This is a genomic window from Thioclava sediminum, assembly GCF_002020355.1.
Classification (GTDB): domain Bacteria; phylum Pseudomonadota; class Alphaproteobacteria; order Rhodobacterales; family Rhodobacteraceae; genus Thioclava; species Thioclava sediminum.
In genome coordinates this window covers 245,918-272,394 of the sequence record NZ_MPZV01000004.1, presented here as the reverse complement: position 1 = coordinate 272,394, position 26,477 = coordinate 245,918, and the positions used below count along the sequence as shown (strand labels likewise).

The window sequence follows — 26,477 nt, the reverse complement described above, 5'->3', positions numbered from 1 at the left end:
TGCGGCGCGAATTGGGAAATCGCACCCTTCACGCGGCTGGCGTGGGGGGTGGACCTGCCAAGAGAGTCAATGACTCCAACAAGATATGGAAAAGGCGGCCGAAGCCGCCTCAACTTTGCCACATTCGCGTCAGAGTTGTGTCAAACTAGCTGCCCGTGGCAATGCTTGAACTTCTTGCCCGACCCGCAGGGGCAAGGATCGTTGCGCGACGGCTCGCCCCAAGTTGCCGGATTCGTCTCGTCGAATCCCGGTAGCGGTTCGCCCACCACCTCGACCTCGGGCATCGCCTCGGTCGGGGCTTCCGCCGACGCTTCGGTCGGTGCGGGCTGCTGCTGTTGCGCCTGCATCATCTGCGCCTGCTCTTCTTCGGTGAGCGGACGGATGCGGGCCAGTTGCTGCGTCACGTCCGAGCGCAGGCTGTCGAGCATGATCTCGAACAGCTGGAAGCCCTCGGTCTTGAATTCCGACAGCGGATCGCGCTGCGCATAGCCGCGGAAACCGATGGTCTGGCGCAGCTGATCGAGGGTGACCAGATGCTCGCGCCATTTCGCGTCGATGATCTGCAGCAGAACCTGCTTTTCGATCATCTGCATCGTGTCGGCACCGAACGCTTCGGCCTTCTCGGCCATAAGCGTATCGGTCGCCTCTTCGAGACGCTCGGCGACGACTTCCTGATCGACACCCTCTTCCTCGGCCCATTCCGCAAGCGGCACGTCGAGGTTGAGCTGTTCGATCACCTCTTGGTGCATGCCTTCGACATCCCATTGATCGGCATAGGATTTCGGCGGCATGTAGCGGTCCACGAGGTCCTCGATCACCTGCACGCGCATGTCGCGGGTGATCTCGCCGACCTCTTCGGTTTCCATGATTTCGCGACGCTGCGAGAAGACCGCTTTCCGCTGGTCGTTCATCACGTCATCGAATTTCAGAAGCTGCTTACGGATGTCGAAATTGCGGCCCTCGACCTTCGCCTGCGCGCGCTCGAGCGACTTGTTCACCCACGGGTGGACGATCGCTTCGCCCTCTTTCATGCCCAGCTTGGAGAGGACCGAATCGAGCTTGTCGGAGCCGAAGATCCGCATCAGGTCGTCTTCCAGCGAGAGGAAGAACAGCGAGCGGCCCGGGTCGCCCTGACGGCCCGAACGGCCGCGCAGCTGGTTGTCGATGCGGCGGCTTTCGTGGCGCTCGGTCGCGAGAACGAACAGGCCGCCCGCTTCCAGAACCTTCGCCTTTTCCTCGGCGGTCGCCGCGTCGATCCGCTTGCGAACCTCTTCGGGATCCGCATCGGGATTCGCCGCGAGTTCGTCCTGCACGCGCATCTCGACATTACCGCCGAGCTGAATGTCGGTCCCGCGGCCTGCCATGTTGGTCGCGATGGTCACCGCACCCAGACGGCCGGCCTCGGCGACGATGGTCGCTTCCTGCTCGTGCTGGCGGGCGTTCAGGACATTGTGCTTGATGCCGGCCTTCTTGAGCATGTCCGAGAGCATCTCGGACTTCTCGATCGAGGTGGTGCCGACGAGCATCGGCTGGCCCTTCTCGTTGGCTTTCTTGATCGCCTCGACCACGGCGTCGTATTTTTCCTGCGCGGTGCGGTAGACGCGGTCGTGTTCGTCTTTCCGCGCGATCGGGCGGTTGGTCGGGATCTCGACCACGCCGAGCGAATAGATCTCGGCGAATTCCTCGGCCTCGGTGGCCGCGGTGCCGGTCATGCCGCCGAGCTTGTCGTAGAGGCGGAAGTAGTTCTGGAAGGTGACCGAGGCCAGCGTCACGTTCTCGGGCTGGATCTCGACGCCTTCCTTGGCTTCGATGGCCTGATGCAGACCTTCCGAGAGGCGGCGGCCCTTCATCATACGGCCAGTGAATTCGTCGATCAGCACGACTTCGCCCGATTGCACGACGTAGTTCTGATCCTTGAAGAACAGCTTATGGGCGCGCAGGGCCTGGTTCACGTGGTGCACGATGGTCGTGCTTTCGGGATCGTAGAGCGACTGGCCCTCGGGGAGCACGCCCGCCTCCAGCAGGAGGTTCTCGAGGAAGTCGTTGCCCTCTTCGGTGAAGGTCGCGGTGCGGGCCTTCTCGTCGATGGTGTAATGCTCTTCGCTCAGGCTCGGGATGAACTTGTCGAGCGTGATATACAGCTCCGAGCGGTCGTCGGAGGGACCCGAAATGATCAGCGGCGTCCGCGCCTCGTCGATCAGGATCGAGTCGACCTCGTCGATGATCGCGTAGAAATGGCCGCGCTGCATCATCTGGTCGACCGACGTCTTCATGTTGTCGCGCAGATAGTCGAAGCCAAGCTCGTTATTCGTTGAATAGGTGATGTCGGCGGCGTAGGCCTGCTTCTTCTCCGGCTCGGCCTGGAAGGGCACGACGACGCCGGTGGTCAGACCCAGCGCGCCATAGACCTTGCTCATCCACTCCGCGTCACGCCGCGCGAGATAGTCGTTCACGGTGACGACATGCACGCCCTTGCCGGCGAGCGCGTTCAGGTAGGCCGGGAAGGTCGCGACGAGGGTTTTCCCTTCGCCCGTCTTCATCTCGGCGATATTGCCCTGATGCAGGAAGATGCCGCCGACGAGCTGCACGTCGAAGGCCCGCAGGCCGAGTGCACGCTTCGCGGCTTCGCGGCAGTTGGCGAAGGCTTCGGGCAGGATCTTGTCGAGGCTTTCGCCCTCTTCCTGGACGCGGCGCTGAAACTCACGCGTCTTTTCGATGATCTGTTCGTCGGAGAGGGCTGCGAACTCCTCCTCCAGCGCGTTGATCTTGGCCACCAGCGGGCGCACCGATTTCACCTTACGATCATTCGACGTGCCGAAGACCTTCTTCGCGAGTGTTCCGATGCCGAGCATGTAATCTCCGAGGGTAGCTGACCAGATCGTTATTCCCTGTGCCTTGTCGCATAGGGTTTGCTTGCCTAGAAGAGCTAGCGAAACAAGGCCGAAATGGCTCTTACAGGCCCTAGGCGATGTAAGGGGCGGCTGCCAGACTGTCAACGCCGCCTAGAGACGCGGCAGAAAGGAAGTGGCAAGGATGCCGAATCTGACGAAACTGTTCGCGAGCGTCGCGATCTGCGCAATGACTGCCGGGATCGCACAGGCCGATGACGCGAAAGCGCCTGCCGCCGCTGCGGATGCCGCGAAATCGGAAACCGCCGCCAAGCCGCGCACCGACCTGAGCGCCGACACCGTGGTCGCCACCGTGAACGGTCAGGATATCACGCTGGGCATGATGCAAACGGTACGCGACGGCCTGCCCGCGCAATACCAGCAGCTGCCCGATGACAAGCTGTTCCAAGGCGTCCTGGAGCAGCTGATTCAGCAGACCGCGCTTGCCCAGCTGGAAGAAAAGCGCATCACCCAGCGCGACAAGATCGCTCTCGAAGTGCAGAAGCGCGCGTATCTCTCGGGTGCGATGCTGAACTACACCGCTGACAAGGCCGTGACCGACGACGCCGTGCAGAAGGCCTATGACGCGAAATACGCCAAAGCCGAGCCGACCAAGGAATATCACGCGGCCCATATCATCGTGAAAACCAAGGAAGAGGCCGAAAAGATCAAGAAAGAGATCGACAACGGCGGCGACTTCGCAGAACTGGCGAAGAAGAACTCGACCGATGGTGCGGCGGCGAATGGCGGCGATCTGGGCTGGTTCAAGCTCGACGCGATGGTCAAGCCCTTCGCGGATGAGGTTGCAGGCATGAAGGACGGCGAAGTCGCCGGTCCGATCCAGACCCAGTACGGCTGGCATGTCGTGAAACTGCTCGGCACGAAGATGGTCGACGCGCCGAAACTGGCCGATGTGCGCAAGAAGCTCGAAGGCGATATTCGCCAAGAGGCTGTCCAAAAACGCGTAAAGGCTGTTGTGGGCGAAGCCAAAATCGACAAGATGACCGACGGGATTGATCCGAGCGTTCTGAAAGATCAGTCCATCTTGGGTAGCAACTGATCGATCAAAAGGCGGGCGCGATGGCGAAGAAAAAGTTGAAGGACACCAAGGAGCTGAAGGCCAAGGTCAAGAAGCTCCGCGCCAAGGTTAAGGCGTTGAAGTCCGACCTTTCCGCCGCGCCCGCCCCTGCCGCTTCTGCGGCGCAAACAGAGGCGAAGTCCGTGACGATTTCGCCGCTCGCCCCCGCGAAATTTCCCGATCTTCCGGAAATCGCGGGGGTCGAATTCGCCTCCGCCGCGGCAGGGGTCAAATATGCCGGCCGCACCGATGTGATGCTGGCGCGGATCGCGCCGGGCGCGTCGATCGCGGGCGTTTTCACCACCTCCTCCACCCGCGCGGCCTGCGTTCTCGACTGTCAGGAAAAGCTCGCGATGCGCGCGCCTGCCGAGACGGGCGCCGCGATCATCGTCAACTCCGGCAACGCCAACGCCTTCACCGGCAAAAGCGGTCAGGAAAGCGTCGACAAGGTGACTGGAGCGGTGGCTGAAGCACTCGATATGCCGATCAGCCGCGTCTTCTCGTCCTCCACCGGCGTCATTGGCGAGCCGCTGCCGCATGACAAAATCGTCGCGGTGATCGACGGCCTGACGCAGCGCCTCTCCCCTGCCGGGATCGAGGATGCCGCGCGCGCGATCATGACGACCGATACCTATCCCAAAGGCGCCTTTGCCGAAGTTCAGGGCGAGGGTGGCAAAATCAAGATCGCCGGGATCGCGAAGGGCTCGGGGATGATCGCGCCGAATATGGCGACGATGCTGGTCTATATCTTCACCGACGCGAAAATTACGCCTTCGCGGCTGCAGAAGATGCTGTCGCGGCAGGTGGATGACACGTTCAACGCGATCACCGTGGACAGCGACACTTCGACCTCGGATGCGCTGATCGTCGCGGCGACCGGGAAATCCGACGCCGCCGAGATCGCCGATCTGCGCTCGGAGCCTGCGAAGGCGTTCGAGGCCGGGTTGCGCGAGGTGATGATGGATCTCGCGCATCAAGTCGTCAAAGACGGCGAAGGGGCCACCAAATTCGTCGAGATCCGCGTGACCCGGGCCCGCTCGAACGAAGACGCGCATAAGATCGCGATGTCGATTGCGAACTCGCCGCTGGTGAAGACTGCGATTGCGGGCGAGGACGCGAATTGGGGCCGCGTGGTGGCTGCTGTCGGCAAGTCCGGGGCCGAGGCCGATCGCGACAAGCTCAAGATTTCCTTCGGCGACATGGTGGTGGCCGAGAAAGGCTGGCGCGTGCCGGATTACTCCGAAGAGGCCGCGAGCGCCTATATGAAGAACGACGAGCTGGTAATCGGCGTCGATCTCGGCCTTGGCCGCGCCTCGAAATCGGTCTGGACCTGCGATCTGACCCACCGCTACATCGACATTAACGCGGATTATCGTTCGTGAAGATGGTTCTGGTTTCCGCCGTCGCCCTGATCGACGCTGACGGGCGCGTGCTTCTGGCACAGCGCCCCGAGGGCAAGTCGATGGCAGGTCTGTGGGAGTTTCCCGGCGGGAAGGTCGAGGCAGGCGAGACGCCCGAGGCCGCGCTGATCCGCGAGCTGGACGAGGAGCTGGGCATACAAACCCATCAGAGCTGCCTCGCGCCTCTGACCTTCGCCAGCCACGCTTATGACGACTTCCACCTGCTGATGCCGCTGTTCGCCTGCCGTAAGTGGGAGGGGATCGTCAGCCCGCAAGAGGGGCAGACCCTCGCCTGGGCGCGGGCGCGTGATCTGCGCGACTACGAGATGCCGCCGGCGGATATCCCCCTGATCCCGATCCTGCGCGATTGGCTCTGACTGGGGTTAGTCTCTGGCTGGGGGTTACCGCGCGATTAACCTTCGTGACCTTTTCTCCCAGTTCTCGCGCCTAACGCGGAGGGATTCCCGTTTCCATTTGCCGTTCCTTAACGCCTTGCGCTTCTAATGAGCGCTCAAGGGAGGAACCTCATGCTCAGAACCATTCAGATCGGCAGCAGCGTCTTCGTTCAGGGAGTTTACGAACGGACGCTGGATTGCGGGCGCATCCTCGTGCGTGTCGGCGATGCGCTCTTTGCCGGGCATCCCGTCAATCGCTGACGCAGCCGGACGACAGCCACAGATGCAAAACGGGGGCCCGAAGGCCCCCGTTTCTATATTCGCAACTCGGTCCCGAAGGATCAGAGCGTCCGCTCGACCTCTTCGCGCTCGAAGATCTCGATGACATCGCCGGGGCGGATATCGTCGTATCTCTCGAAGGCCATGCCGCATTCCTGACCGGAGGGCACTTCCTTGACCTCGTCCTTGAAGCGCTTGAGCGTCTTCAGCGTGCCTTCGTGGATCACCACGTTGTCGCGCAGCAGGCGCACGCCAGCCGAACGACGGGCCACGCCCTCGGTGACGATACAACCCGCGACCTTGCCGACGCCGGTGACCTTGAACACTTCCTTGATCTCGGCGTAGCCGATGAAGTGCTCGCGGATCTCGGCCGACAGGAGGCCCGAAGCGGCGGCTTTGATGTCGTCCACCAGATCATAGATGATCGAGTAGTAGCGGATCTCGACGCCCTTCTGGTTCGCAGCGTTGCGCGCAGGCGCATTGGCACGAACGTTGAAGCCGATGACCGGTGCGTTGGACGCCTCGGCCAGCGTGATGTCGGATTCGGTGATCGCACCGACGCCCGAATGCAGCACGCGCACGCGCACCTCTTCGTTGCCGACCTTCTCGAGCGCTTGAACGATCGCTTCCGCCGAGCCCTGCACGTCAGCCTTCACCAGCACGGGCAGTTCGGTGACGCTTTCATCGGCCTTGGCTTTTGCCATCAGCTGTTCCAGCGTCGTCGCGGCACCGGCAGCGGCGCGTTTGTCCTTGGCGGCCTGCTCGCGGTATTCGGCGATCTCGCGGGCCTGCGCCTCGGTCTCGACGACGTTGAGAACGTCGCCAGCTTCGGGCGTGCCGTTGATGCCGAGCACCTCGACCGGAACCGACGGACCGGCCTCATCGACGCGGTCGCCCTTGTCGTTGATCAGCGCGCGGACCTTACCCCACTGCTCGCCGACGACGAAGATGTCGCCTTTGCGCAGCGTGCCGTTCTGCACCAGAACCGTCGCGACCGGACCACGGCCCACGTCGAGCTTGGCTTCGATCACCGCACCTTGCGCGGCGCGATCGGGGTTGGCCTTGAGTTCGAGCAGTTCGGCCTGAAGCGCGATGGCTTCGAGCAGCTGATCGAGACCCTTGCCGGTCTTGGCCGACACTTCCACGTCCTGCACGTCACCCGACATCTCTTCGACGACGACTTCGTGCTGCAGAAGCTGGGTGCGGACCTTCTGGGCATCCGCATCGGGCTTGTCGCATTTGTTGATCGCAACGATCATCGGAACGCCAGCGGCCTTCGAATGATTGATCGCTTCGATCGTCTGCGGCATCACCGAGTCGTCGGCTGCCACCACGAGCACCACGATATCGGTGACATTGGCACCGCGTGCGCGCATCGAGGTAAAGGCCGCGTGGCCGGGTGTGTCCAGGAAGGACAGCGTCGCGCCGCTCTCGGTCTGCACCTGATAGGCGCCGATGTGCTGCGTGATCCCGCCAGCCTCGCCGGAGACGACGTTCGCCTTGCGGATCGCGTCGAGCAGCGAGGTCTTGCCGTGGTCAACGTGACCCATGATCGTGACGATCGGCGGGCGCGGCTGCAGATCTTCTTCCTTGTCGTCGACCTGATCGATGACCTGTTCGACATCCGCATCCGAGACGCGCACGGACCGGTGACCGAATTCCTCGATCACGAGTTCCGCGGTATCGGCGTCGAGCGTCTGGTTCGCGGTGACCATCATGCCCATCTTCATGAGCGTTTTGACCACGTCGGCAGCGCGCTCCGCCATACGGTTGGCGAGCTCCGACACGATGATCGTCTCGGGAAGCTGCACTTCGCGCGACTGCTTTTCAGCACGCTGCGAGCCGCCCATCGCCTTCTGGCGCGCTTTTTCCTGCTTGCGCTTCATCGCAGCAAGCGAACGCTGGCGGCCTTCGCCACCCGAGAGCGCATCGCTCAGCGAGAGCTTGCCCGAACGGCGGTTGCCGCGGTCATTGCCCTTGTTGTTGCGATCGTTGCGCGTGTCACGCTCACGATCCGTCTTGCGCGGACCCGAAGCGGACACACCCTTGGTCTCGGCGCGGGCGGCAGCAACCTCCACGGCAGCCTGATCGACCGGAGTGTCTTTCTTCGGTCCGCCTTTGCGGATCTCTTCTTTCTTCTTGTCGCGAAGTTCGGCCTCGCGCTTCTTGCGCTCGTCCTCTTCAGCCTTGGCTTTCAGGGCCGCTTCGCGTTCACGCTCCTCGCGCTCCTTGGCCTCAGCCTCGGCGCGACGACGCTCACGTTCTTCTTCACGGGCTTTTTCCTCGGCCTCGCGGGCGGCGGCCTCTTCGACCTCACGCGCCTTCGCGGCCTGAAGCGCCTTCAGGCGACGCTCCATCTCGGCGTCGGAAATCCCGGCGGGGCGCTTCGACGGATCGCCAAGGGAAGTTTTGTTACCCCCTCCCTTACCAGCGCCTGCCGCCGGTTTGTTCAGCACCCGCTTCTTGCCTTTCGTCTCGACCACGACGTTCTTGGTGCGCCCGTGCGAGAAGCTTTGCTTCACCTGCCCGGGGCGCCCGCCGCCCAGTCCGAGAGTCTTTTTGCCGTCCGTATCGCTCATGCCGTCTTCGTATCCTTCATGGCGGTCTTGCCGCCGTCCTGCTTGCGTACGCCCGCAAGCCTCGATGCGTCTTCAATTACGCGCCGGGTGAGGCCACCGGCTGCAAGCGCGCCGTGTATCGCACGATCGCGGCCGAATGCCAAACCCAATTCCTGAGAGGTGAGGCAGCCGAACCAGCGCCCGCCTTCGGGCGTCCACAGCTTGCCCTTGCCCCTGTCCGAGCCGTCGCTTGCCTGTAGCAGCACTTTCGCGCGCCCCTCGGCCAGCCAGCCCTTGACCTTTTCGAAGCCGACAACCGCTTTGCCAGCCTTCCGCTCCAGAGAAATAAGCTCCACAACGCGAGAGGCAAGGGCCAGTTCCACCAATTCCACCAGATTTTCTGGGGTTTTGGCCGCCTGCTTCGCTGCGCGAGCAAACAATCCCTTTTTCATCGCCGTCTCGATGACGCTGCGTTCGGAGGTGACCCAGATGCCGCGGCCGGGCAGTTTGCCTGCCACGTCCGGGTAGATCATCCCATCGGGTCCGAGCACGAAGCGGACAAGCCCCGCCTTCGGCTGAACATCGCCGGTGACGATGCAGCGCCGTTCGGGGTCGTCGTTGGTTTTCGGCTTTCCGCCGCGACTCATCTAAGCTCCTCTCCGGTCGGGACCGAGGCTTACGCCTCGGCCTCCTCCTCGGTTTCCTCTTCGCCTTCGTCTTCCGCGTCGCTTTCCAGCTCGGACGGGTCGACCCAGCCCAGCTGAATACGCGCGGTCATGATCAGGTTCTGCGCCTCTTCGAGGCTCACGTCGAATTTCTCGAGCAGACCGTCATCCTTCACGCGCTGACCGTCGACCGTGGTCCAGCCACCGGCCAGCTCCCAGTCGGCGCAGGTCGCGAAATCTTCCAGCGTCTTGACGTCGTCTTTCGCGAGCGCCTCGATCATCTGCGGGGTCAGGCCTTCGAAGTCGAACAGCGACTGCTCGACGCCCATTTCCTTCGCCGCTTCGAGCGCCTTGCGGTTCTGCTCTTCGATCACGTCGCGGGCACGGGCCTGCAGTTCGCCTGCGGTATCCTCGTCCACGCCTTCGATCGACAGCAGCTCGTCCATGTCGACATAGGCCACTTCCTCGAGCGAGGTAAAGCCCTCGGCCACGAGGAGCTGCGCGAAGAACTCGTCGAGGTCCAGCGCGTCGACGAACAGCTTGGTGCGCTCGGCGAACTCGGCCTGACGGCGCGCCGATTCCTCGGCTTCGGTCAGGATGTCGATGTCGAGACCGGTCAGCTGCGAAGCCAGACGCACGTTCTGACCGCGACGGCCGATCGCGAGCGACAGTTGCTCGTCCGGGACCACGACTTCGATCTTCTGCGCTTCCTCGTCGATCACCACTTTCGACACTTCGGCCGGCTGCAGCGCGTTCACGAGGAAGGTCGCCTGATCTTCGTTCCACGGAATGATGTCGATCTTCTCGCCCTGAAGCTCACCGACGACGGCCTGCACGCGCGAACCGCGCATACCGACACAGGCGCCGACCGGGTCGATCGAGTTGTCATAGGAGATGACGCCGATTTTCGCGCGCGAACCGGGATCGCGGGCCACGGCCTTGATCTCGATTATGCCGTCGTAGATTTCCGGCACTTCCATCTTGAACAGCTCGGCCATGAACTCCGGCGCGGTGCGGCTGAGGAAGATCTGCGGGCCACGGGTCTCGCGGCGCACATCTTTCACGTAAGCGCGGATGCGGTCGTTCGGGCGATAGCTCTCGCGGCCGATCTTCTCGTTACGGCGCAGGATCGCTTCGCCACGGCCCACATCGACGATGATGTTGCCGTATTCCTCGCGCTTGACGATGCCATTGATGATCGTGCCCACGCGGTCCTTGAACTCTTCGTACTGGCGATCACGCTCTGCTTCGCGGACCTTCTGCAGGATGACCTGCTTGGCCGATTGCGCGGCGATGCGGCCCAGATCGACCGGCGGCACCTCGTCGACGATCTGATCGCCGACCGAGGGGTTGTCGAGATACTGCTTCGCCTGCTCGACGGTCAGCTCGGCCTGATAGTTCTCCAGCTCCTCGTCTTCGACGACGGTGCGGACGCGGGTGAAGGTCGCCTTGCCGGTCTTGCGATCGATCGAGACACGGATGTCCATCTCCGCGCCGTAACGCGACTTCGCCGCACGCGCGAGGCTTTCTTCCATCGCCTGGATCACCAGATCCGGGTCGATCATCTTTTCGCGCGCCACCGCCTCGGCGGTCTGCAGAAGCTCAAGCTGGTTGGCTGCCGTGATGGCCATCTCAGTTCTCCTCCTCGGGGGAATCGTCAATCTCGTCAAATTCAGCTTCGTCGACGCCTTCGGTCGCCTTCTTCTGGCGCAGCATCTCGTCGATCAGCTCATCGGTCAGCACCAGCTTCGCATCCGCGAGCCAGTCGAACTGGAGGCCGATCACGACGTCTTCGCCGTTCTCTTCCAGCTCGATCAGGACTTCCGATCCTTCGGTGCCGCGCAGGATACCCTTGAAGCGCTTGCGCCCGTCGATCTGCTCGGAGGTCTCGATCTTCGCCTCGTAGCCTTCCCAGATGTCGAAATCCTTAAAGCGCGTCAGCGGACGGTCGATGCCGGGCGACGACACTTCCAGCGTATATTTGTCCTCGATCGGGTCTTCCACGTCGAGGGCCGCGGACACGGCGGTCGAGATCGCGGCGCAATCGTCCACGACGATCCCGCCATCGGGACGATCTGCCATGATCTGAAGCGTGGCCGTCTTGCCGCCCTGCAGCCGCAGCCGCACGAGCTCGAAGCCCAGCCCCTCGATCACGGGGGTCACGATCTCGGCCAGACGCCGGTCGATGGCGGTCTTGGCGATCAGGTCGGTCATGTCTCTCTTTCCGATCCTACAAAAACAAAAAACGGGCCGTTGCGGCCCGTCACACGTTTCCGGTGGGCGTCAGGTTTGGACCCCGGCGCGCCGCTGTTGATGGCGATATAAGCCTGTATCGCAGATTCCGCAAGGGGAATCAGCCGCGCGCGCCTGCACCGGGGTTGTCGCGCCAGACGCGGAAGTTCAGCGCGCCTGCCAATGTCAGCCAAACGAGATAGGGAAAGACCAGCAATCCGGCCAGCATATCGAGCTGCAGGAAGGCCAGCATCATCGCCGCGACGGCGACCCAGAGGCAGATCAGGACAAGGAGGCCGAGCCACAGCCGATGCGCCCCGAAGAAGACCGGCGTCCAGAGCGTGTTCAGCGCGATCTGCACAGCAAACAGCGCCAGCGCAATCTGGCTGCCCGCCTCGGGGGCAATGCGCGCCGCGGCATAGGCGACCGAGACGTAGAGATAGGTCCAGGCGACCGGGAAGACCCAGTTGGGCGGCGTGAAGCCGGGCTTCTTCAACCCGACATACCACTCGCCCGGCTTGAAGATGATGCCCGTCGCAGCGGCGGCCGCGGAGGCCACGAGAAACAGCAGGAAATAGGTAAGCGTCATGGCGGCCTCGATCGAAATCTTTCGCTAGATCAGGATCTAAGCTCATCCATCGCGCGGACAAGCCCGGCGGTGATCCCCGGCTCGGAAAGCGCATGCCCCGCCATCGGCACCAGCTGCAGCTTCGCCATCGCCCAGCCCTCGGCCAGCCGATAGGCCGTGGTCGGCGGGCAGATCATATCGAGCCGCCCCTGCACGATGGTCGTCGGGATATGCTCGATCCTGTGACGATCGCGCAGGATCTGACCGTCCTCCTCGAGGAAAGCCGCATTCTGGAAATAGTGGTTCTCGAGCCGCGCGAAGGCACGCGCGTAATCGGGCGAGGCTTCTCCCGGCGGGCCATCATAGCGCACCGAGGCCAGCGCGTTTTCCCACATCGCCCAGTGCCGCGCATAGCGCGCTTCGGCCATGTAGTCGCCCGAGAACAGCCGCTTGTGATAGGCCTCAATCAGATCGTGCTGCTCGTCTTCCGGAATCGGACGCCGGAAATTCGCCCAGAGATCGGGATAGAAATTCCCCGCGCCGCCGCCGTAGAACCAGTTGAGCTCGGCCTGCGTCGCAAGAAAGACGCCGCGCAGAATCAGATTCGTCGCCCGGTCGGGATGCGCCTGAGCATAAAGCAGCGCCAGCGTCGCCCCCCAGCTACCGCCGAAGACCATCCAGCTATCGATACCGAGCGTCCGGCGAATCTGCTCCATATCCGCGATCAGGTGCCACGTCGTGTTGTCCGCGACGCTGGCATGCGGGCGCGACAGACCGCAGCCGCGCTGATCGAACAGGATGACCCGGTAATGCTGCGGATCGAAGAATCGCCGCATCGTCGGCGAGCAGCCGCCCCCCGGCCCGCCATGGCAAACCACGACCGGCTGTCCCTCGGGATGACCCGATTGCTCGACATAAAGGATATGGCCATCGCCCACGTCGATCCGGCGCTGATCGAAGGGTTCGATCGGCGGGTAAAGATGGGCGCCTGATGCGCGCTTTTGCCCTGCAGTTCTGTCCATGTCTGGACTATATAGAGCAAAAGGCGCGCCCGCCATGGGCTGCCCGAAAATCAATGCGAGGAGAGCAATGGCAGATCCGGCAAACAGCATCGACCCGTCCGAAGTCGCCAAATTCGAGGCGATGGCCGCCGAATGGTGGGACCCGAACGGCAAGTTCAAACCGCTGCATATGCTCAACCCGTGCCGGCTCGACTACATCACTACCCAGATCGCCACGCAGTTCGGCCGCGACCTGAAAGCGCCGCGCCCCTTTGAGGGGCTGCGCCTGCTGGATATCGGTTGCGGCGGCGGGCTTCTGTCCGAGCCGATGGCGCGGCTTGGCGCTATGGTCGTGGGTGCGGATGCGGCCGAGAGCAACATCCCCGTGGCGCGGCTGCATGCCGAACAATCGGGGCTCGAGATCGATTACCGCCATTGCGCGGCGGAAGATCTGGCCACGAACGGCGAGCAATTTGATGTCGTCCTCGCGATGGAGATCATCGAACATGTCGCGGACCCGCAGGGCTTCGTGAACACGATCCAGAGCCTGATGAAACCGGGCGGGCTGATGATCTGCTCGACACTGAACCGCAATCCGAAAAGCTACATGGTCGCAATCATCGGTGCAGAGCGCGTGATGCGCTGGCTGCCCGTGGGCACGCATGAATGGTCGAAATTCGTCACGCCCGACGAGCTTTACGAGCTGTCGCGCAAGGCCGGTCTCGACCCGGTCGACCGCCGCGGCATGGTATTCAATCCGCTGGCATGGACCTGGTCGCTCTCGGAGCGCGATCTTTCGGTGAATTACGCCATCGCAGCGGTGAAGCGGTAAGGGGCGGCGCCCCCTCTTTCTCTGTTGATTGTCGCCCTCCGGCGACGGGGGCAGCGCCCCCTCTTACTTTTTCTTCGGACGGAAGGCTTTGATCCGGGCCGGATCGGTCTCGATATAGCCCGCGCCGATCAGGTCGAGGCAATAGGGTACCGCCGCGAAGACCGCATCGAGGCAGGTCGCGATGGCCGAGGGTTTGCCCGGCACCATGATGATCAGCGATTTGCCCGCGATCCCCGCCGATTGGCGCGACAGGATGGCGGTCGGCACTTCGAGCAGGCTCGCGCGGCGCATTTCTTCGCCGAAGCCCGCCAGTTCCTTCTCGATCACGTCGAAGCAGCCCTCGGGCGTCTCGTCGCGGGGCGCGGGGCCGGTGCCGCCGGTGATCAGGATCAGATCGGCCTCGGCCTCGACCAGTTCGCGGAGTTTCGTCGCGACCGACTCGCGCCCGTCGGGGATGATGTGGCGCTCGATCTCCAGCGGCGAGGTGACCGCGCCGCGCAGATAGTCCTCGCAGCCCGGACCGCCCTTGTCCTCGTATTCGCCGCGCGACGCGCGGTCGGAGACGGTGACGATGGCGGCCTTGGGCTGCGAAAAGCTCATTTCTTCACTCGCGCGTTGCGGGTGGCGATCAGTTTCAGGCGCAGCGCGTTGAGCTGGATGAAGCCCGCCGCGTCTTTCTGATCGTAAGCGCCTGCGTCTTCCTCGAAGGTCACATGGGCCTCGGAATAAAGCGAGTAATCCGACCAGCGCGCCACGGTCCGGGCCGCGCCCTTGAAGAGCATCAGCTTCACCGTGCCGGTGACATATTCCTGCGTCTTGTCGATCAGCGCCTGCAGCGCCTCGCGCTCAGGGCTGAACCAGAAGCCGTTATAGATCAGCTCGGCATAGCGCGGCATGATCGAATCCTTCAGGTGACCCGCGCCGCTATCGAGCGTGATCTGCTCGATGCCACGGTGCGCTTCCAGCAGGATCGTGCCGCCGGGGGTCTCGTAGACGCCGCGCGACTTCATGCCCACGAAGCGGTTCTCGACGAAATCGAGACGGCCGATGCCGTGGGTCTTGCCGTATTCGTTGAGCTTGGTGAGGATCGTCGCCGGGCTCATCGCCTCGCCGTTGATCGACACCGCATCGCCCTTCTCGAAGCCGATCTCGATATATTCGGGCTCGTTCGGGGCCTGCGTGATCGGATCGTCGGTGCGCTGGTAGACGTAATCGGGCGCCATGTCGGCCGGATCTTCCAGAACCTTGCCCTCCGACGAGGTGTGCAGAAGGTTCGCATCGACCGAGAACGGCGCTTCGCCGCGCTTGTCCTTGGCGATCGGAATCTGGTTCGCCTCGGCGAATTCCAGCAGCTTCGTGCGCGAGGAGAGATCCCATTCGCGCCACGGCGCGATCACCTTGATCGAGGGATCGAGCGCATAGGCCGACAGCTCGAAGCGCACCTGATCGTTGCCCTTGCCGGTTGCGCCATGCGCCACCGCATCGGCGCCATGCTTATGCGCGATCTCGACGAGATGCTTCGAGATCAGCGGCCGCGCGATCGACGTGCCCAGCAGATAGAGCCCTTCATAGACCGCATTGGCGCGGAACATCGGGAAGACGAAATCGCGGACGAATTCTTCGCGCGCGTCGAGAATATGGATATTCTCCGGCTTGATGCCGAGCATCTCGGCTTTCTTGCGCGCCGGCTCGAGCTCCTCGCCTTGGCCGAGATCGGCGGTATAGGTGATGACCTCGCAACCGTATTCGGTCTGCAGCCATTTCAGGATGATCGAGGTATCGAGGCCGCCCGAATAGGCAAGCACGACTTTCTTGGGCGCGGACATGCGGCATCTCCCGGTTTTCTTGTTCCGCGACGGAATAGAAGCTTTTTTTCCAATGAACAAGGGCCGCCCCGAAGGACGGCCCTTTCGCATGTGCTCGGCGAGAGATCAGCTCTCGGTGGACGGGTCCACGAGCGGATCGGTCGTGGTGTCCCCGCTCGAGGCGAGATCGCCATCGACCGTGGTCCCGTCGCCCGTCGTGCCGTCGCCGGTCGCCACATCGCCATCCGCAGGCTGGTCTTCCGTTGCCGTTTCCGGCGGCGGCAGGTCGAGCAGTTCGTGCAGATAGGCTTTGGCCTCGGGCGAAAGATCGCGCCCGTTGGATGCGGCAAGAAGCGCGTCCGCCTGCATCTGATCGGCTTCCGCGACCTGTTTCTCAAGCTCGGTGACCTGATCCTGAGCCGTCGCGAGATCCGTCTGATAGGTCTCCGCCGCCTGCTTTTCAGCTTCGAGCGTGTCGAGCTGGCTTTGGTAGTCCTCTGCCTCGGGATCGAGATTGTCGATGTCAGACTGTATCGCTTCGGGCGTGCGAACATCCTGCGCCTCGAGATCCGAGAGGGTCTGCTGCGCGGTCGCGAGATCTTCTTCTGCTTGCGCCGCCCCGACGACAGAGTCGCGATAGGTCGCGATCCGGCCCACCTGACTGTTCGGCGAGGCGTTGGCGAGCGCGGTCGCGCTTGCATGGGCCGCGTTCAGACCCTTCAGCTCGGAGGCCAGTGCGCCGTGATTGCGCAGCTCATCCTCGCTCAGGCTCGGCTTGCCGTTCGGGCGCGGCGACTCGTTGACCGCATATTTGGTTGGGGTGGTCGAGCGCGTCTTCGTCGCGGTGGTGCCGCGCGACGCCGTTTTCACAGTGGCGCGGGTGGTGTGCTGCGATTTCGCCTGCCGCTTACCCGAGAACAGATCGTCGAGGAATTTCGCGGGGCCGCCGCCATGCGCAGCAGCCTTGCCGGAATTTCCGGGGCTCGTTGCACGCCCGGCCGATGCGGATTTGCCCGCCGTGCCGGAATTGCCGCCTGCGTTGCTTTTGCCTCCGCCATTTCCGCCACTATTTCCGCCGCCGTTGCCGCCACCGTTTCCACCGCCATTACCGCCACCGTTGCCGTTCTTGGCAAAGGCGGCATCCGCGCCGGTGAAATGGCTGGTCGCCACCGGGGCGACGACGAAGCTCGCCGCGACAAGGGCGACAATCGAAGTTTTTCTCAGGCGCATGCGGCCCTCCTCTTTTGTTGCTCGCAACACAGTTTCAGCACGATTAGCGTCGAAAGTGGGCAAAAAAGCGGCAGCCTTTGCAAAATGCGCAAGGCTTCGCTCAAAGCGAAGGTGAACCAGCGGTGACTCGCTCTTTTCCACCTCGATCACACGGAGAATTCAACCAAGGCGCGCCGAACGTGCTTTGACTGCGGTGAGATCGAGCCCCAACGGTGAATTGTTAAATGACATTCTTTGGGGGCAAAGTGATGAATGTATTGGGGGTTTTCGGACACTCGTTCCGGCAGGTCTTTGGAAATTGGCGGCAGACCCTTCGGATCTCAGCGCTTCTTCTCTTGATCATGATCATCGGGCAGCAGTGGCTTATCGAGAGCGTGATGCAGGCCGGAGCATCGCAACAGCCGAGTTTCGAAAAATCATTGTTCATTGTGGTTTTCAACACGTTCATCCTGCCGATCCCGATGATCATCGCGGCAGTGAACTGGCACAGGTTCATCCTGCTCGGCGAGCGCGTCGGCTGGCTGCCGCGGATTCATCTGCGCCGCGACGTGAGCTATTTCTGGCGTGGCATAGTGATCACGCTCTGTGCCATGGCAATCATGGTTCTGGGCGCCGCGATTGTCTTTCTTTTCGCCCTCGCGGCGCAGGAGATCATTCCGAACCAGACCGCTGAAGCCGTTCTACTTGCCGTGGTGGGGCTGGCATTCTTCATTGCCCTGTATGCCTTTATGCTCCGTCTCGGAGTATCCCTGCCCGGGGCCGCGATCGGCGGCGCCACGATCCGCGACAGTTGGCGCGCGACTCGCGGCCAGTGGCGTGGCTTCGCTTTGCTCACTCTGCTGGCATTTCTCGTGGTACTCCCTTTCGTTGCGGTGAGCATACTTTCGATACAGGCGCCACATGACCTCGCGGATGATACGGTCGTGGTCGCGCTCAAGCTGCTTTTCGCTGTGCCCACCGTGATGCTGCTGCTGTCGATCCTAACGACGCTCTACGGTCATTTTGTCGAGCAACGCGCCCTCGTCTGAGCTTGCCAAAGCGGGCGGCGCGCGTCACATCTGGCGGTATGAGTGAGTTCGCCCTTTCCGCCCAAGCCGCCACCCGCGCGCTGCGTGCGCTCTTCGAGCCCACGCCGCTGCAACTCAATGCCCATCTGTCGAAACGTTTCGACGCCGAGGTCTGGCTCAAGCGCGAGGACCTGACGCCGGTGCGCTCCTACAAGATCCGCGGCGCTTTCACCGCTATGCGCAAATTGCGCGAGCGCGATCCGTCGGCGGCGCATTTCGTCTGCGCAAGCGCCGGAAACCACGCGCAGGGTGTGGCCTTCGCCTGTCGGCATTTCGGGGTGAAAGGCACGATCTTCATGCCGGTGACGACGCCGCAGCAGAAGATCGACAAGACCAAGACCTTTGGCGGAGATGCGGTCGAGATCGTGCTGACGGGCGATTATTTCGACGACACGCTGGCGTCGGCGCAGGAGTTTTGCCGTGAGGCCGGGGCGCATTTCCTCGCACCATTCGACGATCCGGATGTGATCGAGGGGCAGGCGTCGGTCGGGGTGGAGATCCTCGACCAGTTGGGCGGCGCGCCGGATATGGTCATCCTGCCCGTGGGCGGCGGCGGTTTGGCCGCGGGCGTCACCGGTTATCTGCGCGCGACCGCCCCCGATACGGAATTTCGCTTCGTCGAGCCTTTGGGCGGCGCGAGCCTCACCGCTGCGGTCAAGGCGCATGAGCCCGTGACGATCTCGCAGGTGAACAGTTTCGTCGATGGCGCCGCGGTTGCCCGGATCGGCGCGCGCCCCTTCGCGGAGCTTGGGTGGGTCACGCCCGAACAAGTTCATCTCGCACCGGAGGATCGCATCTGCATCACGATGCTTGAAATGCTGAACGTCGAAGGTGTCGTGCTGGAACCCGCTGGCGCTATGTCCGTCGACATACTGCCCGAACTGGCCGAGACGATCCGCGGCAAGCGCGTGGTCTGCGTGACATCGGGCGGAAATTTCGATTTCGAGCGGTTGCCGGAGGTGCGCGAACGCGCCCAGCGCTATTCGGGTCTGAAGAAGTATTTCATCCTCCGCCTGCCGCAGCGCCCCGGCGCCCTTAAGGATTTCCTCCAGATGCTTGGCCCTGACGACGATATCGCGCGCTTCGAGTATCTGAAGAAGTCGGCGCGGAACTTCGGCTCGGTCCTGATCGGGATCGAAACGAAACGCGCCGAGAACTTCACGGAACTCTTCGCGAAGCTCGACGCCGAGGGCTTCGTCTGGCGCGACATCACCGAAGACGAAACCTTGGCTGAGTTTCTTATCTGAGGCCTTCAGTTCGATAGAGCCGCCTCCAGACCGACGAAACACACTGGTCCTTCGCCGGTTTACACTGTGGAGGCCTCTCTACACCTCCCAACTCCTGCGCTCACGGCCCGCAATAGGCACGCGAGTTAACCAAAGTTTGGACGCACCCGCGCCCAATGGGTGCGACCGCGTGCGAACTGTGCTCGGCGCAGCTCAGTCTGCTCAGCACCTCGCCCTATGCCGCCGGAGTGAACTCCGATAGCCGCCCCATGAACTGCGTCTTGGATCGGCTATAGGTTTCGCGGATCGCGCTCAGATCGACCTCCACGGCGCGTCCGGCGGCGGCCATTCGTTCTCCCTGCTGACAGGCGCCGCCGAAATCGCGGAACCCGAGATTCCAGGCAGACCCTTTCAAGAAGTGCAAATCCTCTTCGACCCGGTCGGGACGTCCGCCAAGCCCCATCACCACGGCCTCGACCTCGTCGAGAAAAAGGTCCACGACCTCTGCAAAACCATCGGCGCCAATTTCCGAGCGTAGTTCCTGCACCCGTTCCCAATCAATCATCACGCCCTCCAGGCCACTCGATCCGACTCCACCCGAGACTGACCGTAGCGCCGCACCCTTTCGATTTTCTTAACGTCTGATCCGGGCTGTTTTCACCGAATCTTAGGGAGTTTGCGGTTTCGTGCGGGCAGAGGTTTCGGATGATGCAGATGGTGCAAAGACAAGAGGTCCCCGCAGATGCGGGCGGACGACCATTGGCGGGCGCTGCGCGGCACGTTCTCGTCGTGGACGACAGCCGCATGCAACGCCGCATCCTCTCGGCGCAGTTGTCCCGCTCCGGCTATCAGGTAAGCGAGGCCGAAAGCGCGGAAGAGGCGATCGCGATCTGCGCCCAATGGGAGCCCGATATCGTGATCTCTGATTGGATGATGGCGGGGATGAGCGGCCCTGAATTCTGCCGCGTCTTTCGAGGTTTGCCGCGGCGTAGCTATGGGTATTTCATTCTTCTGACCTCCAAGGCCGAAAAGACGGACGTCACGCGCGGCTTGGAAAGCGGCGCCGATGATTTCCTGTCGAAGCCGGTCAACGGAGCGGAGCTTCGGGCGCGGCTCAGCGCGGGAGCCCGCATCCTGACCATGCAGGAAGAGTTGAGCGAAAAGAACCGCCTGTTACGCGAGGCACAAGAGGTGATCGACCGCGACCTGCAAGAGGCGCGCAAACTGCAGCAAAGCCTCGTGCGGACAAGACACGCCCGGTTCGAGGCGGCGGATGTCTCGCTGCTCTTGCGGCCCGCAGGCCATGTCGGCGGCGACCTCGTCGGGTTCTTTCCGATCAATGAACGCCGGGTGGGGCTATACGGCATCGACGTGTCGGGGCATGGGATCACCTCGGCCCTGATGATGGCGCGGATCGCGGGTTACTTCTCCGGCACCACCCCCAGCCAGAACCTCGCGATTTACAGCAACGCACAGGGCGAATTGCGCGGACGACGCCCGGCGGAACTCGCGCAGCGCCTCAACGATCTCGTGCTGAGTGAAATGAGCACCGAGAGTTATTTCACCCTTATCTACGCCGATGTCGATCTGCGCACCGGCAAGGCGGAATTGGTTCAGGCGGGCCACCCCTACCCGGTCCTGCAGCGGCGCAACGGCACAGTCGAGTTTTTCGGCGAGGGCGGGCTGCCCATCGGCCTGATCGAAGGCGCGGAATACGAGACGCTTACGGTTCAACTGACCCCGGGCGATCGGCTGGTGCTGGTCTCGGACGGGATTACCGAAGCCAGCGACCGCAGCGGCGAGATGATCGATCAGACCCGGCTGGCCCGGATGCTTCGCAAGTTTTCCCAGATGCCGGGGCCCAGGCTTCTGGATGCGCTCTATTGGGCCACCGAGGAATTCGCGGAGGGCGAGATCGGGGACGATGTCTCGGCTGGCGTTTTGGAATTTCACGGCCCTGGCAGCACCGAGCGACGGTCGGAGCTTGGGTCAGACAGCAAAGACGATCCCCCTGGCGAGACTTGAGAGGCGAACGCACCAACTCAGCTACATCTGAGGCGAAGGGAACGCCCGCGCCTATTCAGCGACGGACGAACCGTTGGAAAAACGCGCGCTCGCCTTCATTCGCGAGCAGTTCGAGCGCTTCCTCTGGATCGGCCCAATGCGCCGTGTGGTGCGGCTCTGGCGGCAGACCGCGCTTCAGCACCGGGCGCGCGAGCCAGACGGAGCAGAGCTTCTCCGCCCAGAACTCATATTCGGGCATATAGGTGAAACGCCGATAGGCTCCGAGGCGGCGCAGCCCCGTGATCGCCCAGCCGGTCTCCTCGAAAACCTCGCGGTGCAGCGCCTCGATCGGCCCCTCGCCCGGATCGATCCCGCCGCCGGGCAATTGAAACTCCGGTATGGGATGGGCCTGATGGGTCAGCAGCACCCGCCTGTCGCGGATCAGAATCGCATAGGCACCGGGGCGCAAACGATACTGCTGACCGGATTTCACCCGCTCTCCGAACCTCGCGATCATGTGCTCTCCCTTGGGTCTGCGGTTGCCGCGCCTATATTGGGGCTGTATGGCAGGCTCCGCGCCGCCCGAAAACCCCTCTGAGCCCCTCAGGAGCACCATGTCCAAGCTATCCCAAATCGCATGGGACGATACAGTTCTGCCGTTTCAGCTCGACCGCTCTGACATCCGCGGCCGGGTTGCCCGCCTCGACGGCGTGCTCGACACCGTCCTGTCGCAACATGATTACCCCCGCGCGGTCGAAATGCTGGTGGCCGAAGCCGCCCTTCTGACCGCGCTGATCGGCCAGACCGTCAAGCTGCGCTGGAAACTGTCGCTGCAAATCCGCGGCAACGGCCCGATCCGCATCATCGCAACCGATTACTACGCCCCCGAGAAGGAGGGCGCGCCCGCCCGCATTCGCGCCTGGGCGAGCTTCGATGAAGAGAAGCTCGATCCCAAGGCCGACCCGTTCGAACAGATCGGGCAGGGTTACTTTGCGATCCTGATCGACCAAGGCAAAGGCACGACCCCCTATCAGGGCATCACGCCGCTGTCCGAAGGCTCGCTGCGCGCCTGCGCCGAGGCCTATTTCGCGCAGTCCGAACAGCTGCCCACGCGGTTCTCGCTGTCCTTCGGGCGCTCGATCCTGCCGGGTCAGGGCGAAAGCTGGCGCGCAGGCGGTGTGATGCTGCAGCATATGCCGCCGGCCTCGCCCTTCGCCGCCCAGGAAGGCTCGGGCGATCAGGGGCTGCTGACCGCCGATGACATTCTCGACGGCGAGGAAGGCGAGAACTGGGCGCGTGCCAATATCCTGCTCGACACGGTCGAGGATATGGAGCTGATCGGCCCAACCGTGCAGCCGACCGAGCTGCTGGTGCGCCTGTTCCACGAAGAGCGGCCGCGCGTCTTCGATCCGCAGCGGGTGGAGTTCGGCTGCACCTGTTCTGCCGATCGCGTGCGTCAGTCGCTCTCGATCTACTCGGCGCGCGACATCGCGCATATGACGACGGACGAGGGCACGGTCACCGCGGACTGCCAGTTCTGCGGCGCGCATTACATTTTCGATCCGCTGACGCTCGGCTTCGAGGCGCAGAAGAACCCCGACGGGTCGCTGCGCGAAGCGGGAGACGAGGGATCGAATGAGTGATCCGCTCGCCCCGGTTCTCGACGCCTTGGCGCGACCGGGGCGGCCCTCTTCGGATTACGATCTGAACCCGGAAGTGATCCTGCCCGAAGGCCGCAAGCTGCGGCCCGCGGGCGTTCTCGTCGCCTTCGACACCTTCGGGCCGGAGCCGCGCCTGCATCTGACGAAGCGCAGCTCGCATCTTCGTCATCACCCCGGCCAGATCGCCTTTCCCGGCGGCAAGGTCGATCCCGATGACGAAGGTCCGGTCGGCGCGGCGTTGCGCGAGGCGCAGGAAGAGATCGGCCTGCCCCATGCCCATGTCGAGGTGCTGGGCACGCTCGATCCGCATGAGACCGTGACGTCCTTTCTGGTAACGCCGGTGCTGGCGCGCATCCACACGCCCTTCGAGGTGATCCCCGAAGCGGGCGAGGTGGCCGAGGCGTTCACCGTGCCGCTCTCGCATATCACGCGCGAAAATTTCCGGGTCGAATCGCGCCGCTGGCGCGGCTCGCGGCGCAGCTATTTCGTGGCGCCTTACGGGCCCTATTACATCTGGGGCGCCACCGCGCGTATATTGCGCTCATTGGCGGACCGGATGGCGGAATGAGACTGACCGGAGACTGGATCGAGGCAGAGCCGACCCAACGCGTGCTGAAGATGCTCGAAGAGGGCGGGCATCAGGCGCTTCTGGTGGGCGGCTGCGTGCGCAACAGCGCCCTCGGCGCGCCGGTCAACGATATCGACATCGCCAGCGATGCGCGCCCCGAGCGGGTGATCGAACTTGCGAAGGCGGCCGGGCTGAAACCGGTGCCGACCGGCGTCGATCATGGCACGGTCACGGTCGTTGCGGAGGGTCATCCGCATGAGGTCACCACCTTCCGCCGCGATGTGGAGACGCATGGGCGGCACGCCACGGTCGCGTTTTCCGACGACATCGCAGAGGACGCGGCGCGGCGCGATTTCACGATGAACGCGCTCTATGCCCGCTCGGACGGCACGATTCTCGACCCGCTGGGCACGGGGCTGGAGGATCTGGCGGCGCATCATGTGCGCTTCGTCGGCGAGGCGGAGGAACGTATCCGCGAGGACTACCTGCGCATCCTGCGCTTCTTCCGCTTTACCGCGTGGTACGGGCACGATCTCGATCCCGACGGGCTGGCCGCCTGCGCCGAGAATATCGCCGGAATAGAGACGCTTTCGCGCGAACGGCTTGGCGGCGAGATGCGCAAATTGCTGGCCGCGCCCGATCCCGTGCACGCGGTGGCGGCGATGGCGCAATGCGGGGTTCTCACGGCCGTGCTGCCCGGCGCGGATGCGACCGCGCTCGGGCCACTCGTCCATCTCGAAGATCGCCCCGCCGATCCGATCCGCAGGCTGGCGGCGATTGGCGGCGAAGGGGTCGCCGAGCGGCTGCGCCTGTCGAAGAAGGACACAAGGCAGCTCGAGGCCCTTAGCGCCTCGCTGTCCGACGGTGATGACGCGGCGGTCCTTGGCTATCGGCTCGGGGCCGAAACCGGGGCAGATGCGCTTCTTCTGCGGCATGCGCTGATGGGGCAGGAAATGCCGGAAGGCTGGCAAAACAGGGTCTATTTCGGCGCAAAACAGCAATTTCCGGTACAAGCGCGCGACCTGATGCCCCGCTATGAGGGCAAGGCTTTGGGAGATACGCTGAAGGCGCTCGAAGCGCGCTGGATCGCCTCCGGTTTCACGCTGACGCGCGAGGATCTGCTCGCCGCGCTTTGATCCGCGCCGCAATCGCCTATATCGGGAGGGGAAAGAGAGACTCATGTTCGACCCCTTCTCCCCCGCCGAAGGCGCCCCGCCGCGCCAGCTTGGCGCTTTCTTCCGCTGGTGCCTCAAGGGCAGCTGGGGCGCGATTGCCGTGGCCAGCTTGGGCACGACCATCGCCGGCGTGATGGAGGTGGTCTCCGCCTGGCTTCTGGGTCAGGTGATCGACGCGGCGCTCAACAGCGAACGCGCCGCGGTGATCGGGGCCAATGTCGGGCTTCTAGTTCTGTTCGTCGCGTTCTTCCTGCTGATCCGTCCCCTGACCTTCGGCATCAGCTCCGCCACCAACAACCTGCTGATCAGCCCCAATGTGATGCCCTTGGTGCTGTCGCGCCTGCACCGCTGGACGATGGGCCAATCGGTCACCTTCTTCGACAACGACTTCGCCGGGCGCATTGCGCAGAAGCAGATGCAGACCGCGCGCGCCGTCACCGATACCGTCACCGAGATCATCAATACCGGGCTCTTCGCACTGGCGTCGATCGTCGGCTCGCTGATCGTTCTGGCGCAGATCGACCGTTGGGGAGCCGTGGGTCTCGTGTTCTGGACCTTCGGACTCTACCTGATCATCCGCCTTTTCCTGCCCCATATCCGCGGACGCTCGCGCGAGCGAGCTTCGGCGCGGGCGATGGTGACGGGGCAGGTCGTCGACACGGTCACCAATATCAAGACGGTGAAACTGTTCGCCCATGCGGAGCACGAGGATCGCGCCGCGCTGGAGGCGATGCAGAAGTTCCGCCAGAAGACCTATTCCTTCGGCATGGTCCAAAGCCTCTATCGCGTGGTGCAGATGGCCTATGCCGGGATCGTTCCGGTGATGCTGGTGGGCGGTGCGATCTGGCTCTGGTCGCAGGGCGAGGCGACTGCGGGGGCCATCGCCACGTCGGGCGCCATCGCGATCCGACTGTCGCAGATGTCGGGCTGGGTCAGTCAGGCGCTTATGTCCGTCTGGACCCATATCGGCGAGGCCGAGGACGGGATGCGGACGCTCGCGCATATGCACGACCTGACCGACGCGCCCGATGCTCGCACGCTGCGCCACGTGGAAGGTGAGATCCAGTTCGACAATATCGATTTCGCCTATGGGCGTCGCAGCGGCGGGATCGCGGATATCAATCTGACCATCGCGGATGGCGAGCGGATCGGGATCGTCGGGGCCTCGGGCGCGGGGAAATCGACGCTCGTGGCGCTGCTGCTGAGGCTCTATGACCCCGAAAAAGGGTCTATTCTGATCGACGGGCAGAACATTCGTGAGGTCACGCAGGAGAGCCTGCGCCGCAATATCGCGATGGTCACGCAGGAAACCGCGATGTTCAATCGCTCCGCGCGCGAGAACATCCTCTACGGCAAACCCGACGCGACCGAGGAGGAGATGATCGCCGCCGCGCAACAGGCCGAAGCGGACCACTTCATTCGCGGCCTCGCCGATCACGAGGGCAATCGCGGCTACGACGCCAAGCTGGGCGAGCGTGGGGTGAAGCTGTCGGGTGGTCAGCGCCAGCGGATCGCCCTTGCCCGCGCCTTTCTGAAGAACGCGCCGATCCTTGTGCTGGACGAGGCGACGTCGGCGCTCGACTCGGAAGTGGAGGCGCAGATCCAAAGCGCGCTGCACCGGGTGATGGCAGGCAAGACCGTGCTGGCGATCGCCCACCGCCTCAGCACCATCGCCGAGATGGACCGGATCGTCGTGCTGGAGGAGGGCCGGATCGTCGAGCAGGGCAGCCATGACGAGTTGCTGGCGATGAACGGGCTCTACGCACGCTACTGGGCACGTCAGTCCGGCGGCTTCTTGACCTGCGACGACGCGGAGGATGCGGCGGAATAGGGTCTTTTCTGACC

At 63.3% G+C, this 26,477-nt stretch carries 24 protein-coding genes; 12 read left to right on the top strand and 12 right to left on the bottom strand.

Translation table 11 applies throughout. From position 1 onward, the window contains the following. Window positions 1–140 precede the first annotated feature (140 nt). Entirely contained in the window at window positions 141–2,852 is a 2,712-nt protein-coding gene (gene secA, locus BMI91_RS16620) for a preprotein translocase subunit SecA (RefSeq protein ID WP_078605949.1), read from the bottom strand. A gap of 181 nt (window positions 2,853–3,033) precedes the next feature. On the opposite strand from secA, the gene BMI91_RS16615 reads away from it, so the two are divergent. From BMI91_RS16615 to BMI91_RS20305, 4 genes are all read left to right on the top strand, one after another. After that, window positions 3,034–3,948: a peptidylprolyl isomerase gene (locus tag BMI91_RS16615; RefSeq protein ID WP_078605948.1), complete on the top strand. Its 915-nt coding sequence runs from the start codon at window positions 3,034–3,036 to the stop codon at window positions 3,946–3,948. A gap of 20 nt (window positions 3,949–3,968) precedes the next feature. Continuing rightward, window positions 3,969–5,348: a bifunctional glutamate N-acetyltransferase/amino-acid acetyltransferase ArgJ gene (argJ, locus tag BMI91_RS16610; protein WP_078605947.1), complete on the top strand. Its 1,380-nt coding sequence runs from the start codon at window positions 3,969–3,971 to the stop codon at window positions 5,346–5,348. Next, window positions 5,345–5,743 (top strand): 8-oxo-dGTP diphosphatase MutT, encoded by a 399-nt coding sequence (gene mutT / locus BMI91_RS16605; RefSeq protein WP_078522238.1) that lies wholly within the window; start codon window positions 5,345–5,347, stop codon window positions 5,741–5,743. The genes argJ and mutT overlap by 4 nt, the downstream gene beginning before the upstream one ends. 150 nt (window positions 5,744–5,893) lie before the next feature. After that, the gene (locus tag BMI91_RS20305) at window positions 5,894–6,022 is read left to right on the top strand and encodes a hypothetical protein (protein ID WP_093477229.1); all 129 of its coding nucleotides are present in this window, start codon (window positions 5,894–5,896) and stop codon (window positions 6,020–6,022) included. A gap of 80 nt (window positions 6,023–6,102) precedes the next feature. On the opposite strand, the gene infB is transcribed toward BMI91_RS20305, so the two are convergent. From infB to pip, 6 genes are all read right to left on the bottom strand, one after another. After that, window positions 6,103–8,619: a translation initiation factor IF-2 gene (gene infB / locus BMI91_RS16600; RefSeq protein WP_078570702.1), complete on the bottom strand. Its 2,517-nt coding sequence runs from the start codon at window positions 8,617–8,619 to the stop codon at window positions 6,103–6,105. Next, a complete protein-coding gene (locus BMI91_RS16595) occupies window positions 8,616–9,245 on the bottom strand; it encodes an RNA-binding protein (RefSeq protein WP_078522236.1) in 630 nt (209 codons plus the stop codon). The genes infB and BMI91_RS16595 overlap by 4 nt, the downstream gene beginning before the upstream one ends. Window positions 9,246–9,274: 29 nt before the next feature. Continuing rightward, window positions 9,275–10,894, bottom strand: coding sequence for a transcription termination factor NusA (gene nusA, locus BMI91_RS16590; protein WP_078522235.1), 1,620 nt, complete (start codon window positions 10,892–10,894; stop codon window positions 9,275–9,277). A gap of 1 nt (window position 10,895) precedes the next feature. Further along, window positions 10,896–11,477, bottom strand: a complete 582-nt coding sequence (rimP, locus tag BMI91_RS16585) for a ribosome maturation factor RimP (protein WP_078605946.1) — start codon at window positions 11,475–11,477, stop codon at window positions 10,896–10,898. A gap of 139 nt (window positions 11,478–11,616) precedes the next feature. Then, on the bottom strand, window positions 11,617–12,084 hold the full coding sequence (gene tspO / locus BMI91_RS16580) for a tryptophan-rich sensory protein TspO (protein WP_078605945.1): 468 nt from the start codon (window positions 12,082–12,084) through the stop codon (window positions 11,617–11,619). Between the two features lie 29 nt (window positions 12,085–12,113). Continuing rightward, on the bottom strand, window positions 12,114–13,085 hold the full coding sequence (gene pip, locus BMI91_RS16575) for a prolyl aminopeptidase (protein ID WP_078605944.1): 972 nt from the start codon (window positions 13,083–13,085) through the stop codon (window positions 12,114–12,116). A 67-nt stretch (window positions 13,086–13,152) separates the two neighbouring features. Here pip and ubiG point away from each other — a divergent pair, with 67 nt between their 5' ends. Continuing rightward, window positions 13,153–13,896 carry a bifunctional 2-polyprenyl-6-hydroxyphenol methylase/3-demethylubiquinol 3-O-methyltransferase UbiG gene (gene ubiG, locus BMI91_RS16570; RefSeq protein ID WP_078605943.1) on the top strand — a complete coding sequence of 248 codons (744 nt, stop codon included), beginning with the start codon at window positions 13,153–13,155 and terminating at the stop codon, window positions 13,894–13,896. A 63-nt stretch (window positions 13,897–13,959) separates the two neighbouring features. On the opposite strand, the gene mog is transcribed toward ubiG, so the two are convergent. The 3 genes from mog to BMI91_RS16555 form a co-directional block, all read right to left on the bottom strand. Further along, window positions 13,960–14,496, bottom strand: a complete 537-nt coding sequence (gene mog / locus BMI91_RS16565; protein ID WP_078605942.1) for a molybdopterin adenylyltransferase — start codon at window positions 14,494–14,496, stop codon at window positions 13,960–13,962. Then, window positions 14,493–15,722: an argininosuccinate synthase gene (locus BMI91_RS16560; protein ID WP_078605941.1), complete on the bottom strand. Its 1,230-nt coding sequence runs from the start codon at window positions 15,720–15,722 to the stop codon at window positions 14,493–14,495. The genes mog and BMI91_RS16560 overlap by 4 nt, the downstream gene beginning before the upstream one ends. Before the next feature lie 105 nt (window positions 15,723–15,827). Further along, entirely contained in the window at window positions 15,828–16,931 is a 1,104-nt protein-coding gene (locus tag BMI91_RS16555; protein WP_093477226.1) for a hypothetical protein, read from the bottom strand. A 335-nt stretch (window positions 16,932–17,266) separates the two neighbouring features. On the opposite strand from BMI91_RS16555, the gene BMI91_RS16545 reads away from it, so the two are divergent. Next, a complete protein-coding gene (locus tag BMI91_RS16545; protein WP_146684135.1) occupies window positions 17,267–17,959 on the top strand; it encodes a hypothetical protein in 693 nt (230 codons plus the stop codon). A 38-nt stretch (window positions 17,960–17,997) separates the two neighbouring features. Beyond that, window positions 17,998–19,245, top strand: a complete 1,248-nt coding sequence (gene ilvA / locus BMI91_RS16540; RefSeq protein ID WP_078602346.1) for a threonine ammonia-lyase IlvA — start codon at window positions 17,998–18,000, stop codon at window positions 19,243–19,245. A 214-nt stretch (window positions 19,246–19,459) separates the two neighbouring features. Here ilvA and BMI91_RS16535 read toward each other — a convergent pair whose 3' ends face one another. Then, a complete protein-coding gene (locus tag BMI91_RS16535; protein WP_078605937.1) occupies window positions 19,460–19,789 on the bottom strand; it encodes an Hpt domain-containing protein in 330 nt (109 codons plus the stop codon). Window positions 19,790–19,929: 140 nt separating this feature from the next. Here BMI91_RS16535 and BMI91_RS16530 point away from each other — a divergent pair, with 140 nt between their 5' ends. Then, complete coding sequence (locus BMI91_RS16530; protein ID WP_078605936.1) at window positions 19,930–21,249, top strand: SpoIIE family protein phosphatase; 1,320 nt, start codon at window positions 19,930–19,932, stop codon at window positions 21,247–21,249. A 55-nt stretch (window positions 21,250–21,304) separates the two neighbouring features. Here BMI91_RS16530 and BMI91_RS16525 read toward each other — a convergent pair whose 3' ends face one another. Next, a complete protein-coding gene (locus BMI91_RS16525; RefSeq protein ID WP_078605935.1) occupies window positions 21,305–21,745 on the bottom strand; it encodes an NUDIX domain-containing protein in 441 nt (146 codons plus the stop codon). Window positions 21,746–21,842: 97 nt separating this feature from the next. Here BMI91_RS16525 and hslO point away from each other — a divergent pair, with 97 nt between their 5' ends. From hslO to BMI91_RS16505, 4 genes are read left to right on the top strand one after another with little or no spacing between them, the layout of a single operon-like run. After that, entirely contained in the window at window positions 21,843–22,871 is a 1,029-nt protein-coding gene (gene hslO / locus BMI91_RS16520; RefSeq protein WP_078602349.1) for an Hsp33 family molecular chaperone HslO, read from the top strand. Next, window positions 22,864–23,457: a CoA pyrophosphatase gene (locus BMI91_RS16515; RefSeq protein ID WP_078605934.1), complete on the top strand. Its 594-nt coding sequence runs from the start codon at window positions 22,864–22,866 to the stop codon at window positions 23,455–23,457. Before hslO ends, BMI91_RS16515 begins: the two co-directional genes overlap by 8 nt. Beyond that, window positions 23,454–24,593, top strand: coding sequence for a CCA tRNA nucleotidyltransferase (locus tag BMI91_RS16510; RefSeq protein WP_078605933.1), 1,140 nt, complete (start codon window positions 23,454–23,456; stop codon window positions 24,591–24,593). Before BMI91_RS16515 ends, BMI91_RS16510 begins: the two co-directional genes overlap by 4 nt. Window positions 24,594–24,636: 43 nt before the next feature. Further along, window positions 24,637–26,463 (top strand): ABC transporter ATP-binding protein, encoded by a 1,827-nt coding sequence (locus BMI91_RS16505; protein ID WP_078605932.1) that lies wholly within the window; start codon window positions 24,637–24,639, stop codon window positions 26,461–26,463. Window positions 26,464–26,477 lie beyond the last annotated feature (14 nt).